The organism is Amycolatopsis mediterranei, assembly GCF_026017845.1.
Classification (GTDB): domain Bacteria; phylum Actinomycetota; class Actinomycetes; order Mycobacteriales; family Pseudonocardiaceae; genus Amycolatopsis; species Amycolatopsis mediterranei.
This window is the reverse complement of record NZ_CP100416.1, coordinates 10403739-10420154: the sequence shown is the minus strand read 5'-3', so window position 1 is coordinate 10420154 and position 16416 is coordinate 10403739. Positions and strand designations below refer to the sequence as shown.

At 69.7% G+C, this 16416-nt stretch carries 14 protein-coding genes; 6 read left to right on the top strand and 8 right to left on the bottom strand.

Features of this window, described 5'->3' with window-relative positions:
- Positions 1-20: 20 nt before the first annotated feature.
- From ISP_RS47220 to pdhA, 4 genes are all read right to left on the bottom strand, one after another.
- Complete coding sequence (locus ISP_RS47220; RefSeq protein ID WP_013230926.1) at positions 21-611, bottom strand: TetR/AcrR family transcriptional regulator; 591 nt, start codon at positions 609-611, stop codon at positions 21-23.
- Positions 612-758: 147 nt separating this feature from the next.
- The gene (locus ISP_RS47215) at positions 759-2048 is read right to left on the bottom strand and encodes a dihydrolipoamide acetyltransferase family protein (protein ID WP_013230925.1); all 1290 of its coding nucleotides are present in this window, start codon (positions 2046-2048) and stop codon (positions 759-761) included.
- A 16-nt stretch (positions 2049-2064) separates the two neighbouring features.
- Complete coding sequence (locus tag ISP_RS47210) at positions 2065-3057, bottom strand: alpha-ketoacid dehydrogenase subunit beta (RefSeq protein ID WP_013230924.1); 993 nt, start codon at positions 3055-3057, stop codon at positions 2065-2067.
- The gene (pdhA, locus tag ISP_RS47205; protein ID WP_013230923.1) at positions 3057-4262 is read right to left on the bottom strand and encodes a pyruvate dehydrogenase (acetyl-transferring) E1 component subunit alpha; all 1206 of its coding nucleotides are present in this window, start codon (positions 4260-4262) and stop codon (positions 3057-3059) included. Before pdhA ends, ISP_RS47210 begins: the two co-directional genes overlap by 1 nt.
- Positions 4263-4622: 360 nt before the next feature.
- On the opposite strand from pdhA, the gene ISP_RS47200 reads away from it, so the two are divergent.
- Positions 4623-6041 (top strand): M20/M25/M40 family metallo-hydrolase, encoded by a 1419-nt coding sequence (locus ISP_RS47200; RefSeq protein ID WP_014467877.1) that lies wholly within the window; start codon positions 4623-4625, stop codon positions 6039-6041.
- Here the strand turns inward: ISP_RS47200 and ISP_RS47195 are convergent.
- Positions 6038-6598 carry a TetR/AcrR family transcriptional regulator gene (locus ISP_RS47195; protein WP_013230921.1) on the bottom strand — a complete coding sequence of 187 codons (561 nt, stop codon included), beginning with the start codon at positions 6596-6598 and terminating at the stop codon, positions 6038-6040. The genes ISP_RS47200 and ISP_RS47195 overlap by 4 nt on opposite strands.
- Positions 6599-6680: 82 nt before the next feature.
- On the opposite strand from ISP_RS47195, the gene ISP_RS47190 reads away from it, so the two are divergent.
- Positions 6681-7685, top strand: a complete 1005-nt coding sequence (locus ISP_RS47190; RefSeq protein WP_013230920.1) for a saccharopine dehydrogenase family protein — start codon at positions 6681-6683, stop codon at positions 7683-7685.
- Here the strand turns inward: ISP_RS47190 and ISP_RS47185 are convergent.
- The 3 genes from ISP_RS47185 to ISP_RS47175 are packed head-to-tail and all read right to left on the bottom strand — an operon-like array spanning position 7682 to position 11177.
- Positions 7682-8524: a transglutaminase family protein gene (locus tag ISP_RS47185; RefSeq protein WP_013230919.1), complete on the bottom strand. Its 843-nt coding sequence runs from the start codon at positions 8522-8524 to the stop codon at positions 7682-7684. The two genes, ISP_RS47190 and ISP_RS47185, sit on opposite strands and share 4 nt — an antisense overlap.
- Entirely contained in the window at positions 8521-9468 is a 948-nt protein-coding gene (locus ISP_RS47180) for an alpha-E domain-containing protein (RefSeq protein ID WP_013230918.1), read from the bottom strand. Before ISP_RS47180 ends, ISP_RS47185 begins: the two co-directional genes overlap by 4 nt.
- 50 nt (positions 9469-9518) lie before the next feature.
- A complete protein-coding gene (locus ISP_RS47175; protein WP_013230917.1) occupies positions 9519-11177 on the bottom strand; it encodes a circularly permuted type 2 ATP-grasp protein in 1659 nt (552 codons plus the stop codon).
- Positions 11178-11358: 181 nt separating this feature from the next.
- On the opposite strand from ISP_RS47175, the gene ISP_RS47170 reads away from it, so the two are divergent.
- The 4 genes from ISP_RS47170 to ISP_RS47155 all read left to right on the top strand — a co-directional run bounded on the left by ISP_RS47170 (position 11359) and on the right by ISP_RS47155 (position 16380).
- Entirely contained in the window at positions 11359-12258 is a 900-nt protein-coding gene (locus tag ISP_RS47170; protein ID WP_013230916.1) for an ABC transporter substrate-binding protein, read from the top strand.
- Positions 12259-12275: 17 nt separating this feature from the next.
- Entirely contained in the window at positions 12276-13223 is a 948-nt protein-coding gene (locus tag ISP_RS47165; RefSeq protein WP_013230915.1) for an amino acid ABC transporter permease, read from the top strand.
- Positions 13220-13993, top strand: a complete 774-nt coding sequence (locus tag ISP_RS47160) for an amino acid ABC transporter ATP-binding protein (protein WP_013230914.1) — start codon at positions 13220-13222, stop codon at positions 13991-13993. The genes ISP_RS47165 and ISP_RS47160 overlap by 4 nt, the downstream gene beginning before the upstream one ends.
- A gap of 83 nt (positions 13994-14076) precedes the next feature.
- Positions 14077-16380: an oxidoreductase gene (locus ISP_RS47155; protein WP_013230913.1), complete on the top strand. Its 2304-nt coding sequence runs from the start codon at positions 14077-14079 to the stop codon at positions 16378-16380.
- Positions 16381-16416: the final 36 nt, after the last annotated feature.

The window sequence follows — 16416 nt, the reverse complement described above, 5'->3', positions numbered from 1 at the left end:
GCCGCCCCCACCGCCCGGGATCACTGAGCCTCCACCGCGCCGTGCAGGAAGACGTCGACCACCTGGCGCGTGGTGGGCGCGTCGTTGTCCGCCGCCATCGGGCGGCCGCCGAACAACAGAGCCAGGAACAGGGACGCGAGCTGCTCGGGCGGCAGCCGCAGCCGGTCCTTCTCGGGCGTGAACAGATCGACCATCGCCCCGCTCATGGCCGCCATCGACTCGCGGCGGCCGCCCTTCCAGGAGTTGCGCCGGTCCTTGGGGCGCTGCTCGGGGTCGCGCAGCTTGTGCCGGCCGGACGCGTGCAGCGCGCCCATCAACGTGCCCATCCGCTCGAGGTGGGCGCTGAGCGCTTCGGCGGCCTCGACGAGCCGGTCGGCCAGGGGCTGGTCCAGCGGGATGTCGGCGATCGCGTCGAGCACGTGGTCGGGCCGCAGCGCCTCCGCCGTGCAGGCGTCGACGAGCTCGTCCTTGTCCTTGAACGCGCGGAAGATGGTGCCCTCGCCGATGCCGGCGGCGCGGGCGATCTGGCTGGTGGTCACGTTGGTGCCGTGCTCCATCAGGAGCGGCAGCACCGCGTGCACGATCATGGCGCGCCGGGCCTCGACGCTCATGCCCGGCGCTCGTCGCCGGGTTTCGGGTGCTGGTGTCATGGCATCCAGTGTGCGGAGTGAGTGCTCACTCCGTCAAGCGAGTATGCTGAGGGCGAAAGCAGTGAGGGTCGCCCCGGTGCACCGGGACGGCCCTCTACCTGCGGAAACTCAGTACGTCATCGCCATCGCCGGGTCGGCCAGCAGTGCGCCGACGTCGGCGAGGAACTCCGAGCCCTGCTGGCCGTCGACCACGCGGTGGTCGAAGCTCAGCGACAGCTGGAGGACCTTGCGGACCTTGATCTCGCCGTCCACCACCCACGGCTGGTCCTTGATCGCGCCGAGGCACAGGATCGCGGACTCGCCCGGGTTGATGATCGGCGTTCCGGTGTCGACGCCGAACACGCCCACGTTCGTGATCGTGATCGTGCCGTTCGCCATGTCCGCCGGGGACGTCTTGCCCTCCCGGGCGACGTCGGTCAGCGTCGTCAGCGCCTGAGCCAGTTCCTTCAGCGACATCGAGTCGGCGTCACGGACCTTCGGCACGATCAGGCCGCGGGGTGTCGCCGCCGCGATCCCGAGGTGCACGTAGTCCTTGTAGACGATCTCCTGCGCCTGCTCGTCCCAGACCGCGTTGACGTCCGGAGTGCGCTTCGCCGCCAGGCACACGGCCTTCGCGGCGAACGTCAGCGGCGTGACCTTGACCCCGGCGAACTCCCGCGACTTCTTCAGCTTCTCGCGGAACTCCATCATCGGCGTGACGTCGATGGTCAGGAACTCCGTGACGTGCGGAGCGGTGTACGCGCTCTGCACCATCGCGGCCGCGGTCATCTTCCGGACACCCTTGATCGGCACGCGCCGCTCGCGCGCTCCGCTGTCGACAACCGAAGGTGCGACTGGAGTCTCGTTCGCGGCGCGCTCGACATCCTCACGCGTGATCACGCCGCCGTCCGCAGTGCCGGTGAGCGCGTGCAGATCGACGCCGAGATCCTTCGCGAGCTTCCGTACCGGCGGCTTCGCGAGCGGGACGTACCCGCCGCGGGGAGCCACAGGCGCCGGAGGAGCAGCGACGGCAACGGCCGGAGCAGGCTCGGGAGCTGCGCCTTTTCGGGCGCGCCGCTGCGTGACGACCGTCTTGGAGCCGTAGCCGACCAGCGGTTTCATCTCCTCCTCGGCCGGCTCCTCGACGGGTGCGGGTGCAGCGGAAGCACCGCCAGGGTCGATGTCGATGGTGAGGATCGGCGTGCCGACCTCCACCGTCTGCCCCGGCTCGACGTGCAGCTCCGTGACGACCCCGGCCCACGGGATCGGCAGCTCGACGGCGGCCTTCGCGGTCTCGATCTCGACCACGATCTGGTTCACCGTCACGGTGTCGCCCGGCTTCACGTGCCAGGACAGGATGTCGGCTTCGGTCAGTCCCTCCGCCGTGTCGGCCAAGGGGAATTGTTTGTACGTGGGCATTGCGCGGAAATCCCCCTTACCAGGCGAGCGAGCGGTCGACGGCGTGCAGCACCCGGTCCAGGTCGGGGAGGTAGTGCTCCTCGAGCTTGGCCGGCGGGTACGGCGTGTCGAACCCGGTCACCCGGAGGACGGGCGCTTCCAGCGAGTAGAAGCACTCCTGCTGGACGCGCGCGGCGATCTCCGACGTCAACGACGACTCCGACGGCGCCTCCGACAGCGCGATCAGCCGTCCGGTCTTGCGCACCGACTCGAACACCGGGCCGAGGTCCAGCGGCGAGAGCGTGCGCAGGTCGATGACCTCGAGGGACTGGCCGCCGTCCTCGGCCGCGGCGGCGGCGTCGAGGGCGACCTTCACCGACGGCCCGTACGCGACGACCGTCGCCGTCGTGCCTTCCCGCACGACCTGCGACGAGAAGCACGAGACCGGCGTACCGGTGACGTCGATTTCGGCTCGCAGCGCACCCGAGTGGTACAGCCGCTTCGGCTCGAAGAACAGCACCGGGTCGTCGGACTTGATCGCCTGCTGGATGCCCCAGTAGGCGTCGACGGCGTTCGAAATGGACACGACCTTGAGCCCCGGGATGTGCGCGAACAGCGACTCCGGCGACTCCGAGTGGTGCTCGACCGCGCCGATCCCGCCGCCGAACGGCACCCGGATCACGACCGGCATCTTGATCTTGCCCTGCGTCCGGTAGTGCAGCTTCGCCAACTGCGAGGAGATCTGGTCGAAGCCGGGGAAGATGAAGCCCTCGAACTGGATCTCGCACACCGGCCGGAAGCCGCGCACGGCCAGCCCGACCGCGGTGCCGATGATGCCCGACTCCGCGAGCGGCGTGTCCAGCACGCGCTGCTCGCCGAAGTCCTTCTGCAGGCCGTCGGTGATCCGGAAGACGCCGCCGAGCTTGCCGACGTCCTCCCCCATGATCAGGACCTTCGGGTCTTCTTCCATCGCGCGGCGCAGGCCGAGGTTGAGGGCCTTGCCGATGGTGAGTTTCTGGAGGTCGGACATCAGTGCTCACCCGCCGATACGAAGCCGTCGAGGTAGGACAGGAACTCTTCGCGCTGCGCGTCCAGCACCGGGTTGCCCTCGGCGTAGACGTTGCTGAAGATCCGCTCCGGCGGGGGCTCCGGCATGTTGAAGGTGTATTCGCGCAGGTCGGCGGCGAACGCGTCGGCGTCGGCCTGGACGCTGTCGAAGTAGTCGTGGTCGGCGTAGCCGTTGCGGGCCAGGTACGCCCGGACGCGCTCGATCGGGTCCTTGAGCTTCCACTCCTCCAGCTCGTCGGAGAGCCGGTAGCGGGTGGGGTCGTCGGTCGTCGTGTGCGCGTCCATCCGGTAGGTGAACGCCTCGATCAGCACCGGGCCGTTGCCGTGCCGGCACTCGTCCAGCGCCCAGCGGGACACCGCGAGGCAGGCCAGGACGTCGTTGCCGTCGACGCGGATGCCGGGGAAGCCGTAGCCGCGGGCGCGCTGGTAGAGCGGCAGGCGCGACTGGCGCTCGGTCGGCTCGGAGATCGCCCACTGGTTGTTCTGGCAGAAGAACACGAGCGGCGCGTCGTAGACCGCGGCCCAGACAAATCCTTCGTGGACGTCGCCCTGCGAAGTGGCGCCGTCACCGAAGTAGCAGATCGTGGCTTCGCCGTCGTCGTCGCCGACCTTGCCCTCGAACTTCTGGCCCATCGCGTAGCCGGCGGCGTTGAGCACCTGGTTGCCGATCACGATGGTGTACGGGTGGAAGCCCGTGCCCTGGTAGTCCCAGCCGCTGTGGTCGGTGCACCGGAAGATGCCCAGCAGGTCCTTCATGTCGACCCCGCGCGCGTACGCGACGCCGTGCTCGCGGTAGCTGGGGAACGCCATGTCGTTCGCCTTGAGGGCGCGGCCGGAGCCGATCTGCGCGGCCTCCTGGCCGAGCAGCGGGACCCAGATGCCGAGCTGGCCCTGGCGCTGCATGGCGTTCGCCTCGCGGTCGGCCCGCCGGACCAGCACCATGTCGCGGTACAGGCCGCGGAGTGCTTCGGCGTCGACGTCCTCGACGTACTTGTCGAACTGGGGCGAGGGAACCCGTTCGCCTTCGGGGGTGAGCAGCTGAGTCAGCTCAGCGCCACCTTCGCTGGTCGCTCGCAATCCGGCGATCACCTGTTCGGGGGAGGGCTGGGCCGCGACCGCGGCGGGGCCGTCTCCAGGCTCCGGGTGCGTCCACTGTTCGGACGGCATGCGCTGTACTCCTTGGTGTCGGTGCCTCTGGCGGCCGCTTGTGGCGACCACAGCGACTGCACCGGCGGGGACCAGCGCATCGGGTCCGAAGCGCTCGGTCACCGTCGGCGTTGACGGTTCTCGCCGACATCCTGGCACGAAGGTCCGCGCTTTGGTGAGTGACGGATACTGATTTGTTGCTGAGAAAGGGGCCCTGAACAGGGAAAACGCTAGGAAGCCCGAGCGTCGGACCTACGAGAGTCGGGTGCCGGTCGCCGTGTTCACCAGGCGTGGCGTGATCGTGCGATTGCGTGATCACCCGCATCGGTGACGTCGTTGTGATGTGCCGCACGTCGTCACGCCCGTGGCACGATGGGCCACGTGGAGCAGAAATCCGTGCGTGAATCCGTCGTCTCGTCGTGGACCAACGACGTCATCCCCAGTCTGTCCGGGCTGGTGGCGATCCCCGCCTTGTCCCCGGCCTTCGACGCCGAATGGGCGAAGAGCGGGCACCTCGCCGCCGCCGTCGAGCACGTCCGCGAGTGGATCGCCGGGCGCGATCTGCCCGGCGCGAGCCTCGAGGTCGTCCAGCTCGAAGACCGGACCCCGCTGTTGCTCGTCGACGTCCCGGCCACCCCGGGCGCGGCGGACAAGGGCACCGTCCTGATGTACGGCCACCTGGACAAGCAACCCCCGGTGGGCGGCTGGTCCGAGGGCCTCGACCCGTGGACCCCGGTGATCCGCGACGGCCGGCTGTACGGCCGCGGGTCCGTCGACGACGGCTACTCCGGCTACGCGGCGACCACGGCGATCGAAGCCGTGCACGCGGCCGGCGGCGAGCACGCCCGCATCGTGCTGCTGCTGGAGACCGGCGAGGAGTCCGGCAGCCCCGACCTGCCCGCCTACGTCGAGCACCTGGCCGACCGCATCGGCGAGGTGTCGCTGGTGGTCTGCCTCGACGCCGGCGGCAGCGACTACGAGCGGTTGTGGCTGGTCACGAGCCTGCGCGGGATGCTGCACCTCGACGTCACCGTGCAGCTGCTGGGCTCGGCGCAGCACTCCGGCGTCGCCAGCGGTGTCGTCGCGAGCTCGTTCCGGATCCTGCGGCACCTGATCGAGCGGCTCGAGGACAGCGCGACCGGCGAACTGCTGCTCGACGAGCTCAAGGTGGACGTCCCGGCGGATCGGCTGGCGGAGCTCAAGGCCGTCTCGCAGGACTTCCCCGATGCGAATGCGAAGGCGTTCCCGCTGGTCGAAGGCGGGCGCGTGATCACCGAGGACGCGCTGGAGCTGGTGCTCAACAACGCCTGGCGCCCGACGCTGTCGGTGATCGGCGCCGACGGCTTCCCGAAGCCCGCCGACGCCGGGAACGTCCTGCGCGAGAGCACCACGCTGACGCTGAGCTTCCGTCTGCCGCCGACGGCCGACGCCGAGAAGGCGCTCGAAGCCGTGAAGCGCGTCCTGACCACCGACGTCCCGTACGGCGCGAAGGTCACGCTCGGCTCGCTGCAGGCGGAGAACGGCTGGAACGCGCCGGCCGAATCGCCGTGGCTGACGACGGCCCTGCGCACGGTCAGCGACGAGGTCTTCGGCCGTCCCCACCGGGCGGCCGGCATGGGCGGCTCGATCCCGTTCATGGGCTTGCTCTCGCGGAAGTATCCGGACGCGCAGTTCCTGGTCACCGGCGCGTGCGGGGCCAACTCGAACATCCACGTGCCGGACGAGTGGCTGCACCTGGACTTCGCACAGCAGGTCACCGAGGCCGTCGCGCACATCCTGGACGCCCACGCCCGCGGCTAACCGCAGGCCTCGCGCAATGTCGCGGCGGCCGTCCGGAGGTAGGCCGGGAACTCCTGCCTCCCGCCTTCGTCGATCCAGCGGTCGAAGGCGTCACCGAAGACGATCGCCGCGACCTGTGCCGCCGGTTTCGCCAGCTCGGGACGAACGCCCCGCCGTTCCAGAGCATCCTGGATCGCGGTGGTGATCGCCGCTGCCTTGCTTCGCTCGCGTTCACGGAGTTCAGCGCTCGACGCGATCACGGCCCGGCGTTCCGGCGACGGGTCGACGAACTGCGTGACCCGTGTACCGACCTCGGCCAGCGCGCCGAGGGCCGTGCGAAGCGGCGACTCCGCCTCTTCGGCGGCGAGGACGGCTTCGGCGACCGCGGGCGGTAGCTGCTCCGCGCCGGCGAAGAGGACTTCGCGCTTGTCGGGGAAGTAGCGGAAGTACGAGCGGCGCGTGATCCCGGCGCGCTCGGCGATCTGCGTGATCGTCACGGCGTCGTACCCGTGCTCGGCGAACAGCTCCAGCGCGGCTTTCCGCAGCCGGTCCGCGGTCCCGGGATCCCATCTGGCCACGCCCCAGCCTAACTGACGTCTCAGTGTGTCATCACGTGCTAGGGTCAGTGACGACACACTGAGACATCACGGGGAGATCGACATGGAGATTTGGGTACTCGGTGCCTCGGGCCGCACCGGCCGGGCCATCACCGCCGAACTCGAGCGCCGGGACGTGCCGGTCGTGCTGGTGGGACGCAACCAGGAACGCCTGGCGGCGACCGGGGCGAAGTACGTCGTCGCCGACGGCGTCGACGCCATGGCCGCCGAAATCCGGCGGCAGCGACCGGCGGTCGTGATCAACACGATCGGCGAGTACGCCGCCACGGCGGCGACGATCGCCCGGGCCTGCCTGCCCGGCGGCCACTACGTCGACATGGCTGCGGACCCGATCGCGGTCCGGCGGCTGCTCGACCTGCACGAAGAGGCCTTGGCCGACGGCAGCACGTTCGTGACCGGCGCCGGGTTCGGTGTCCTGGCGACCGAGGCCGTCGTCGCGAAGCTGTGCGAGGGGCGTGACACGCCGAGCAGCGTGGAGGTCGACGCGCTGGCCTCCGTCGCGTCGGAGGGCGGGACCGTGGGGGTCGCGCTGGCCGCCAGCATCGTCGACGCCCTGACCGCGGTCACGGCCAGAGGCGCGAAGCCGCGCACCCTCGTCCTGCCGGACGGCGAGTCGGCGAAGGTGGCGGGCGTCGACTCGGGCGAGCTGATCGCCGCCCAGCGCGCGAGCGGCACGCCGGACGTCACGGTCTTCTCCGGGCTCGCCCCGACCGCCCCGGTGGTCCGGGCCCTGGTCCCGCTGCTCGGACGGGTGGTGTCGATCCCGGCCGTGCGCCGCTTCGCGGTCCGGCGCCTCGCGGCCATCCGCACGAAGCCGGCACCCCGCCCCCGCACGCACACGTGGGGGCACGCGGTCGTCACCTGGCCCGACGGAACCACCCGCGAGGGCTGGCTCCGCGCGGACGAAGCCATGGACTTCACGGCGGCGGTCGTGGCCGAAACGGCAGCCCGCCTGGCCCACGGCGAGGGCAAACCCGGCGCGCACACCCCGGCCTCGGCCCTCGGCGTGGAAGTCGCCGAAGCGGCAGGCGGGACCTTCGTGCTCTAAGCGAGCCGGGTCAGCTGGACCGAAACGTCCAAAGTGGATTGGCCGCCGCCGGTGAAGATGCCCTTCAACGGCGCCACATCGGCGTAGTCCCGGCCCATGGCGACCCACACGTGCCGCGGGCCGACCGAGATCGCGTTCGTCGGGTCGTGCGCCCACCACCCGCCGGTCCAGACGTCGACCCACGCGTGGGACTCGCCCTCGACCACCTCGCCGAGCTTCGCGTCCGGTTTCGTGTGCAGGTAGCCGGACACGTACCGGGCCGGCACGCCGATCGCGCGCAGCATCACCAGTGTCACGTGCGCGAAGTCCTGGCACACGCCCTCGCGGGCCTGCCAGGCGTCCGTCGCAGTCGAGTGGACGCCCGTCGTGCCCGGCTGGTACTTGAGCTGCTTGTTCACCCACTCGCAGATCGCCAGCACCGCGTCCGCCGGGTCGAGCCCGCGACGCAGCGAACGTGCCTCGCGTGCCAGCGTGACGTCCCGCGGGGTGTAGTCGGTCGGGGTCAGGTATTCGGTGCGGTGGTCGATCACCGTCTCGCTGCGCAGGTCCTTCCACGACGCCGTGCGGATCGGTTCGGCCTCGTCCGCCGTCTCGACCACCGACGTCGCCAGCACGGTGAACTCCGTGTGCGGCGCGTGGAGGTCGAACGACGTCACCACCGTGCCCCAGTAGTCGGTGTACCGGTACGCGCGGGTCGCCGGGGCCGTTTCGATGCGCGTCGCCACCGTCGTCTGGCGGCGGTCGGAGCGCGGGGTCAGCCGGGCTTCGTTGTACGACTGCGTCGCCGGTGTCGCGTACCGGTACCCGGTCCGGTGCGCTACCCGCAGCTGCCACGTCACAGCGAAACCTCCGCGCCGCTCCACGCCACCCACGGCGACGTGCTGAAGTACTGCATCGACACCGCTTCGCCGATCTCCTTGATGGACGTCTGCAACGCACCGAGCCGCCGGGGCAGGTCGGTGAGCAGCTCCGACGGGCGGAGGAACTCCAGCTCGCTGCGCGCCCGGCCGAGTTCGCGCAGGGCCTCGGACTTCTCGTTGGTGCGCGCGCCGCCGCCCGGGTCCAGCCGCTGCAGGCACTCCTCGGCCTGGAGCAGTGCGTGGAACACCGAACGCGGGAACAGCGTGTCCCGCAAGAGGAACTGCACGACCCGGCCGGCGTCCAGCGCGCCCCGGTACGTGCGCAGGTAGGTGTCCTGCGCGCCGGCCGAGCGCAGCACGGTGATCCACCCCGGCGAGGACGCGCGGTCCGCGACCCGGGACAGCAGCAGCCGGACCACCATGTCGGCGCGTTCGATCGACCGGCCCAGCACCATGAACAGCCAGCCGTCGTCCCGGCTCATCGTCGAGTCGGCGAGCCCGGCGAACATCGCCGCGCGCTCCTCCACGAACGACAGGAACGCGTGCGGTCCCGCGCGGCGGGCGTACCGCTGCCGGTCCGGCACCGCGTTCCACGTCGCGTTCAGGCATTCCCACAGCTCGGTCGAGACGACTTCGCGGGCGCCGCGGGTGTTCTCGCGCGCCGAGTTGATCGAACCGACGATGGACGCCGGGTTGTCCTTCCCGTACGCCACCAGCTCGGTCAGCTTCCACACGTCGAGGGACTCCGTGCCCTCGGGGTCGATGCCCAGTACGGCCAGGAGCTGGCGGCTCGCGTGGTCCGGGTCGACGGTCGCGTCCTCCAGCAGCTGGTGGACCGAGACGTTGAGGATCCGGGAGGTGTCGTCGGCGCGTTCGACGTACCGGCCGATCCAGTACAGCGACTCCGCGTTGCGTGCGAGCATCCGAACCTCCACATCCCGAAGTAATCTTTACCGCTGAGGGATCATTCAACTCAGCTCTGCTGCTGCTGTTGCTGCTGCTGGGACGTCGTGAGCTCCGGTCCCTGCTCGGTGACCAGTCCATCCACAGTGGACATCGCGCCGAGCGCGGGTTGCTCCAGCTCGCGTTCGGCCGTCGACGCCCGGGACGCCAGCACCCACGTGTCCTTCGAGCCACCGCCCTGAGAAGAGTTGACGACCAGGCTGCCCTCCGGCAGCGCCACCCGGGTCAGGCCGCCGGGCAGCACGAAGATGTCCTTGCCGTCGTTGACGGCGAACGGCCGCAGGTCGACGTGCCGCGGCGCGAGCCGGTCGTCCACCTTGGCCGGCACGGTCGAGAGCTGGACCACCGGCTGGGCGATCCAGCCGCGCCGGTGCGCGCGCACCTTGCGCCGCAGCGTGTCCAGGTCCTTCTTCGTCGCTTCGGGCCCGAACACGATCCCGTAGCCGCCGGAGCCGTCGACCGGCTTCACGACCAGCTCGTCGAGGTGCGCCATCACGTGGTCGAACTCGTCCGGCAGCCAGCACCGGAACGTGTCCACATTGGGCAGCAGCGGCTTTTCGTTCAGGTAGTACTTCACCATCTCCGGCACGTAGGTGTAGACGAGCTTGTCATCGCCGACGCCGTTGCCGATCGCGTTCGCGATCACGACGTTGCCCGCACGGGCCGCGTTCTGGACGCCGGCGACGCCGAGCACGGAATCCGGCCGGTAGTGCACGGGATCGAGGAACTCGTCGTCGATCCGCCGGTAGATCACGTCGACTTGGCGCTCGCCCTCGGTGGTCCGCAGGTAGACGACGTTGTCGCGGCAGAACATGTCGCGGCCCTCGACCAGCTCGACGCCCATCAGCCGGGCCAGCAGCGAGTGCTCGAAGTACGCCGAGTTGTGGATGCCGGGGGTGAGCACGACGACCGTCGGGTCGGCGACGTTCGCCGCGGCCGCCGCGCGCAGCGCCCGGAGCAGGTGCGACGCGTAGTCGCCGACCGGTCGCACGCGGTGCTGGGCGAACAGATCTGGGAAGACCCGCGCCATCGTGCGCCGGTTCTCCATCACGTACGACACCCCGGACGGGTTGCGGAGGTTGTCCTCCAGCACCCGGAACGTGCCCTCTTCGTCCCGCACCAGGTCCACACCGGACACGTGGATGCGCACGCCGTTGGGCGGGTTGATGCCGAACGCCTCCCGCTGGAAGTGCACGCACGAGGTGATCAGCCGCCGGGGCAGCACGCCCTCGCGCAGGATCAGGCGGTCGCCGTAGATGTCGGCGAGGAACGCCTCGAGCGCGCGGACGCGCTGGGCCACCCCACGCTCGATCTTCGTCCACTCGGCGGCTTGGATCACCCGCGGCACCAGGTCCAGCGGGAACGGCCGCTCCTGCCCGGACAGCGAGAACGTGATGCCCTGGTCGACCATCGCCCGGTCCAGCGCGAGCGTCCGCGAGTTCAGGTCGTGCGCGTCGAGCGCCGCGATCGACTCGTACAGCGCCCGGTACGGGCCGCGGACCGAGCCGTCGGCGGCGAACATCTCGTCGTAGGCCCCGGCGTGCGGCCGGTCCGGCGAGAGGTACCCCTCGAACCGGTCGCCCGGACGAGTGATCCGGCTGGTCGCCGCCTTCCGCGCGCGTCGACCGGACGGGGGCAGCCGCGGCGGGGTGGCGTTCATGAACGACATCCTGACCTACGTGCCCCTTCGTGCGCGACACTCCGGGAGCGATGGGCGCGGTGCGAAACGTCGCTGTAACTCGACGGTGCTGTGCTTTGGTATGGATGAGTGGCAATATGCGTGCTCTCACGAACTGAGAACTACGAGGAGTGACGACGTGGCCCGAGGAACCCAACTCAAGGCGCTCGCAATGCTGCCTGCGTTCGCCCTGGTCGGCCTGACCGTGGCCTGCGGAGCGGGCGGGAGCGGTGCCGGCGACGTCAAACCGAGCAGCTCCGCCGCCGCACCCGGCTCGGGTGACGTGGGCGCGGTGGCCAAGGACGACGCGCTCGCCGGCATGGTCCCCGCCGACGTCAAGGCCGACGGCAAGATCCTGGTCGGGCAGGACCAGAGCTACCCGCCGAACGAGTTCCAGGACAACGGCAAGGCGGCCGGCTTCGACGTCGACCTGGGCACCGCCATCGGCCAGGTGCTCGGCGTGCAGATGGAGTTCCAGAACGCTTCGTTCGACGGCATCATCCCCGGCATCGGCTCGAAGAAGTACGAGATGGCGATGTCGTCGTTCAGCATCACGAGCGAGCGGCTGCAGACGGTCGACATGATCTCGTACTACAAGGCGGGCACCTCGCTGGGCGTGGTGAAGGGCAACCCGGACGGCATCAAGGTCGACGACCTCTGCGGCAAGAAGGTCGCCGTGCAGAAGGGCACCACGCAGGTCGAGGACCTCGACAAGAAGAACGCCGCCTGCACCGGGGCCGGCAAGCCGGCCATCGACGTCACGCAGCTGCAGGCCCAGACCGACGTCAACCTGGCCCTCACCGCCAAGCGCGTGCAGGCCGAGCTGGCCGACTCGCCCGTCGTCGACTACGCGGTGAAGCAGACGAACGGCGCGCTCGAGGTCGTCGGCGAGCCCTACGACACCGCCCCCTACGGCATCGTGCTCGGGAAGAACAGCGGTGACTTCGGCAAGGCCGTCCAGGGCGCGGTCCAGAAGCTGATCGACAGCGGCGCATACAAGAAGATCCTCGACAAGTGGGGTCTGTCCGCGGCCGGTTCGGTCACCAAGTCGGAGATCAACCCGGCTTCCTGAGCGAAGGACTGGAGTTCGTGAGTTCCTCCGAAGCGCCTCCCCCCGAGGCGCAGATCGACGCTGCGTCGGTCGACGCCACACCCATCAAGGCCGTCCCCGTGCGCCACTACGGGCGCTGGGTGGCCGGGGTGATCATCCTGTTCCTGGCGTTCATCGTCGTCCGCAGCGTGGTCACGAACAGCGCCCTGCAGTGGCCGGTCGTCGGGGACTTCCTCTTCGACGACCGGATCCTGCGCGGCCTGCAGAACACCCTGATCCTGACGGTGATCTCGATGCTGATCGGGATCGTCGGCGGCATCCTGCTCGCCGTCATGCGGCTGTCGCCGAACCCGCTGACGTCGGGCGCGGCGGCGATCTACATCTGGTTGTTCCGCGGCACGCCGCTGATCACGCAGCTGATCATCTGGAACTTCCTCGGCCTGGCCTACTCGCGGATCGGGCTCGGCATCCCGTTCGGGCCGACGTTCGTCAGCTGGGACACCAACCTGCTGATCACGCAGTTCACGGCGTCCCTGCTCGGGCTCGGCCTCAACGAAGCCGCGTACATGGCGGAAATCGTGCGCGGCGGCATCCAGTCGGTCGACTCCGGCCAGCTGGAGGCGGCGAGCGCGCTGGGCATGAGCCGCACCCGGACCCTGCGGCGGATCATCCTGCCGCAGGCGATGCGGGTGATCATCCCGCCGACCGGCAACGAGACGATCTCCATGCTCAAGACGACGTCGCTGGTCGTGGCGATCGGGTACTTCGAGCTGATGGTCGCGGCGCAGACCATTTATTCGCAGAACCTGAAGACGGTGCCGCTGCTCATCGTCGCCGCGCTCTGGTACCTCTTCATGACGTCGGTGCTGACGGTGATCCAGATCCAGATCGAGAAGCGGTTCTCGCGCGGCACCTCGCGGGACGTGGTGCAGCGGACCGGCTGGCGGTCGAAGGTGTTCGGCCGGGGTGGAGGGAACGTCACATGACCCCCGTGGTGTCCGCGCAGAAGATCTGCAAGAGCTTCGGCAGCGTCGACGTCCTCAAGGGCATCGACCTCGAGGTGCAGGAGCGGGAGGTGCTCTGCCTGATCGGGCCGTCCGGCTCGGGCAAGTCGACGCTGCTGCGCTGCATCAACCACCTCGAGAAGATCGACGCCGGCCGGCTCTACGTCGACGGCGTGCTGGTCGGCTACCGGCAGCGCGGCGACAAGCTGCACGAGCTGCGGGAGAAGGAGGTCGCGTTCCAGCGCAAGGACATCGGCATGGTGTTCCAGCGCTTCAACCTCTTCCCGCACATGACGGCGCTGGAGAACGTCATGGAGGCGCCGATCCAGGTCCGGCGCGAGCCGAAGGCGAAGGTGCGTCAGCGCGCGCTGGAACTGCTGGACCGCGTCGGCCTCGGCGACAAGGCGAAGAACTACCCGGCGCAGCTGTCCGGCGGCCAGCAGCAGCGCGTCGCCATCGCGCGGGCGCTGGCGATGGAACCGAAGCTGATGCTGTTCGACGAGCCGACGTCCGCACTGGACCCGGAGCTCGTCGGCGACGTCCTTGGCGTGATGAAGCAGCTCGCCAAGGACGGCATGACCATGGTCGTCGTCACGCACGAGATGCAGTTCGCGCGCGAGGTGGCGGACAAGGTCCTGTTCATGGACGGCGGGGTCGTCGTCGAGGAAGGACCGCCCGAGCAGGTCATCGGGAGCCCGCGTGAGGAGCGGACCAAGTCGTTCCTCGCCCGGGTGCTGAACCCCAACGCCTGAGGATCTTGCGGCGGAAACGGTGTTCCGGCACCGTTTCCGCCGTTTCTTCGCTACCTTGATGGTGGGGTGAGGGGGAGGTCCGCATGTCGACCGAAAGTGCGCTGCCGCCGCTGGACCCCTTCGCGGGCATCCCCGACCGCCGCTACGAGGTCAAGGCCTCCGAACTGCTGAAACCCGGTAACGCGGGCCTCATGCGCTGGCGGCGTCAGGCCACGAACGCCCCGATCGTCTACGTCGAGGACGCCTACATCACCGGGACGCTGGACCTCCGCGCCGCGGACCTGAAGTACCTGTTCCGGTTCGAGCGCTGCCGGTTCGAGCAGCCGCCGGACGTGCGCGAGGCGAACCTGCTCGGGCTCGTGTTCCGCAAGTGCTGGCTGCCCGGGCTCAAGGCCCGGAACATGCGCAGCCGCAACGACGTCCGGTTGATCCGCAGCGTCGTGCAGGTCGACGGGGACCGGCGGGAGATCGAAGAGACGACCGTCCAGCGCGGCGACGACCGTGAACGCGGCATGCCGAACGCCGCGGTCAACCTGACCGACGCGGTGATCGAGGGCTCGATGGTGCTTACCCGCACCGTCATCTCCCACCCGCACGGCAAGGCGATCCAGGCCGACCGGCTCGTGCTGACCGGCGCGCTGCTGGCCTACCGGATGGTCGCGAACGGCGAAGTCCGGCTGCCCGGTGTGCGGACCGGCGGTAACGTGAATTTTTCGGGCGCCACGCTCAACAATCCGGACGGCTTCGCCCTCAACGGCAACGGCCTGCACATCGGCGGCAGCCTGCTGTGCGAGGTCGACAACTACGGGCCGGCCAGCCAGCGCAAGCGGTTCTCCGCCACCGGGATCATGTACCTGCCGAGCGCCACCGTGGACAGCGACATCTCGCTGCGCGAGGCCAAGCTGACGGTGTCCCAGCACGGGCCGATCGCCGTCGACGCGTGGAAGTCCAACGACCCGTACATCGACCCCCGGCCGGCGCTGGTCGCCGACCGGATGCGCGTCGACGGCAACGTCGAGCTGTCGGACGGCCTGCAGGCGCTGGGCACGCTGCGCATGGTGAACGCCCGGATCGGCGGCTCGCTGCGGCTGGCCGGCGCCGAGATCCGGGTCGAGCGCGGCAAGACGGTGCCGTACTACGACCGCGCGCTGCACCTCGACGGCACCGAGATCGGCGGCGACATCGAGGCGACGAGCCTGCGCGTGCCGACGGGCCAGCTGCGCCTGGCCGACGTGACAGTGGGCGGCAACTTCCTGGCCTGGAACTCGATGTTCCGCCACCCCGGCCGGGACGTGTTTTCGGCCCGCCGGTCGAAGATCGCGGGCAACTTCCAGCTCACCGACGCCACGATCCACGGCACGCTGCGCCTGCAGGGTGTGGACGTCGGCGGCAGCATCAACCTGGCGGGCACCCGGCTCACGGACCCGGGCCGCCGCGCGACCAGCAGTTATTCCCTCGACGTCCGCACCGGCCGGGTCGGCCGCGACCTGACGCTGCGTGACAACAACGGCCGCCCGTTCGTGGCCGAAGGAGGCGTCAACCTCGACGGCGCCCAGGTCGCCCGGCGCGTGGACCTGCGCGGTTCCCAGCTCGGTTCACTGCCACCGTTCGGCGTGGCCCTCGACGCGGGCGACGTCGCCTCGGACGAGTTCATCCTGACCCCGAGCAGCCCGCCGGCGGGCCGGATCGTGCTGCGCAGGGCCCACTGCGGAACGCTGAGCGACAACAACCAGTTCTGGGCGGCCTCCGACGGCATCGAGCTGGAGGACTTCCGGTACGACGCGCTCAAGAAGGGCATCCCCCTCGACGACGACAAGGCCCTGGACGAGCGCATCGAGTTGCTGCGCAGCGCGATGCGCGGGTACCGGCCAGGGCCGTACGACCAGCTGGCGCACATGCTCCGCGCGGCGGGAAACGAAGAGCACGCCTCGACGGTGGCGTTGCGCAAGCAGCAGTTCAGGTACGAGGCGCTGGCGCGCGGCTTCAAGTTCTTCGGCCCGGGAGTCCGGCTGTGGAGCTGGCTCCAGCGCTCGATGGTCGGCTACGGCTATCGCCCGGTCCGCGCACTCGGCTGGCTGTTCACCCTGCTGGTCCTGGGCAGCCTGTGGTTCGGCCTGGGTTCGGACGACTGCGTGCACGACCGCACGGGCCGCTACGTGGCCGACGGCCCCCGCTGCGTGGTGAACCAGCAGGACACCGGGCTGCAGTGGAACCCGGTGATATATACGGCGGACCTGCTGGTCCCGATCGTGGACTTCGGCAACAAGTCGAGGTGGTACATGCACGACACGGACAAGTGGGTGGCGGCAGGCTTCACGGCCTCGGGCTGGATCTTGGCCACGACCGTGGCGGCCGGCGTGAGCCGCATGCTGCGCCGGGAGAACTGAGCCGGGCCGACCAGGGACCCCACACCAGCCCCCACC

Excerpts from the sequence above, each read along its gene's own strand:
- ISP_RS47180 (WP_013230918.1), bottom strand. The coding sequence starts at position 9,468 with ATGCTCGCACGCAACGCGGAGTCGCTGTACTGGATCGGCCGGTACGTC.
- pdhA (WP_013230923.1), bottom strand. The coding sequence starts at position 4,262 with ATGCCGTCCGAACAGTGGACGCACCCGGAGCCTGGAGACGGCCCCGCC.
- ISP_RS47215 (WP_013230925.1), bottom strand. The coding sequence starts at position 2,048 with ATGCCCACGTACAAACAATTCCCCTTGGCCGACACGGCGGAGGGACTG.
- ISP_RS47210 (WP_013230924.1), bottom strand. The coding sequence starts at position 3,057 with ATGTCCGACCTCCAGAAACTCACCATCGGCAAGGCCCTCAACCTCGGC.
- ISP_RS47155 (WP_013230913.1), top strand. The coding sequence starts at position 14,077 with ATGTCGACCGAAAGTGCGCTGCCGCCGCTGGACCCCTTCGCGGGCATC.
- ISP_RS47175 (WP_013230917.1), bottom strand. The coding sequence starts at position 11,177 with ATGTCGTTCATGAACGCCACCCCGCCGCGGCTGCCCCCGTCCGGTCGA.
- ISP_RS47220 (WP_013230926.1), bottom strand. The coding sequence starts at position 611 with ATGAGCGTCGAGGCCCGGCGCGCCATGATCGTGCACGCGGTGCTGCCG.
- ISP_RS47160 (WP_013230914.1), top strand. The coding sequence starts at position 13,220 with ATGACCCCCGTGGTGTCCGCGCAGAAGATCTGCAAGAGCTTCGGCAGC.
- ISP_RS47170 (WP_013230916.1), top strand. The coding sequence starts at position 11,359 with ATGCTGCCTGCGTTCGCCCTGGTCGGCCTGACCGTGGCCTGCGGAGCG.
- ISP_RS47190 (WP_013230920.1), top strand. The coding sequence starts at position 6,681 with ATGGAGATTTGGGTACTCGGTGCCTCGGGCCGCACCGGCCGGGCCATC.